Raw genomic sequence first — 885 nt, forward strand, 5'->3', positions numbered from 1 at the left:
AGCCCTGGTCGGTATTGCCGCCGGTGATGACCACTCCGTACACGCCGGTACCAGCCTCCAGCAGGAGGCGCTTGCGGCGCTGCATTGAAGGCTGCGGAGGCGGGGAGGCCGCCTGCATCAGGCCCCCGGCCGGCGTGCTGCTGCCGGGCGGACGGGCCTGGCCAGGGCGGGCCCTGGCGGCATCCTCGTAGATATTCTGGCTGCTGTCTTTGCCCCGCCAGGAGGCCAGCAGGGCATTCATGGCATCAAGTTTGGCCTTGGTCTCGGCCTCCGTCGCCACCCGAGGCGGCGGCGATCCGGTGGCCGGGGCTGCGGGCTGCGACGCGATATGGGTGGTGGTTTCCTCCAGACGCACGGTGGCGGGGGCAATCTGTGGCCCCACATCACCCGGCTCCCGGGTGACAAATCCGCCCATGTCGGGGGTGTAGCTCTGCCCGCGGTTCGTCGCTGCATTAGCGTCACGGGTAGCAGCGGCCAGGCGCAGCCGTTCCTGTTCATCGGTGCGGTGAGGACCGGCGAGACTGCCGCGGATGGACGGGGGCGTGCTGGGAGCGGTCGAAGCCTCGAGGTCCGGCTCGGATGCGCCGGGCCGTAGCACCAAATAACCAACAACCGCGACGGCAGTCAGGGCAGTGGCACTGATGGAAAGCAGCCGCGCCGTACCGGTGCGCGGCATCATCTGGGGAATGGCCGGGAGTGCCATCTTAGTTCGTCCTCACGCGTACGATGCTGTTTCGGATGCCGGTCGCCATGGAGATCGCCATGTCTCCAGTCGCGGTGTTGATCGGCAGGCGATAGATCCGCACGCCGCCTTCGGCCGACATCTGCGCGCTCGGCTCCGGGGCGAGGATCGGATAGGGCGAACGCAGATAGAGATCGCCGCCA

General features: G+C 68.1%; 2 protein-coding genes. Both read right to left on the minus strand.

Features of this window, described 5'->3' with window-relative positions; all coding sequences use genetic code 11:
* The coding region (locus tag QWZ14_RS29055) for a hypothetical protein (protein ID WP_290320557.1) at positions 1-703 on the minus strand (703 nt) is incomplete at its 3' end.
* Between the two features lies 1 nt (position 704).
* Positions 705-885: hypothetical protein (locus tag QWZ14_RS29060; protein ID WP_290320559.1), on the minus strand; the 181-nt coding region annotated here is incomplete at its 5' end.

The organism is Paeniroseomonas aquatica, assembly GCF_030409335.1.
Classification (GTDB): Bacteria; Pseudomonadota; Alphaproteobacteria; order Acetobacterales; family Acetobacteraceae; genus Belnapia; species Belnapia aquatica.